At 64.6% G+C, this 514-nt stretch carries 1 pseudogene; it reads left to right on the top strand.

The window, feature by feature from the left end:
* Window positions 1–514, top strand: a pseudogene (locus HWX25_RS32925) (polyphosphate kinase 2); the annotation flags it as partial.

Genomic DNA, 514 nt, shown 5'->3' with positions numbered 1-514 from the left:
GTGGTACTTCCAGCGCTACGTCGCGCACCTGCCGGCCGGCGGCGAGATGGTGCTGTTCGACCGCAGCTGGTACAACCGTGCCGGCGTCGGGCGCGTGATGAATTTCTGCACCGATGCGGAGTACGAAGAGTTCTTCCGCTCGGTGCCCGAGTTCGAGAAGATGCTGGTGCGCAGCGGCATCCAGATCGTCAAGTACTGGTTCTCGATCACCGACGAGGAGCAGGAAACGCGCTTCGAGGCGCGCATCCAGGATCCGCTCAAGCAATGGAAGCTGAGCCCGATGGACCTGGAAAGCCGCCGCCGCTGGGAGGCCTACACGGTCGCCAAGGAAGAGATGCTGGCGCGCACGCATATCCCAGAGGCGCCGAGGTGGGTGGTGCAGGCCGTCGACAAGAATCGCGCGCGCCTGAACTGCATCGACCACCTGCTGAGCCTGGTGCCCTACCACGAGGTCAAGCGCGAGCCGGTCACGCTGCCCGAAAGTGTCCACCACGAGGATTACCTGCGCCGTCCG

It is taken from the genome of Burkholderia sp. BCC1640, assembly GCF_902833125.1.
GTDB classification, from domain to species: Bacteria; Pseudomonadota; Gammaproteobacteria; order Burkholderiales; family Burkholderiaceae; genus Burkholderia; species Burkholderia diffusa.
The sequence above is the reverse complement of the archived record's forward strand: the minus strand, read 5'-3'. Positions and strand labels throughout refer to the sequence as shown.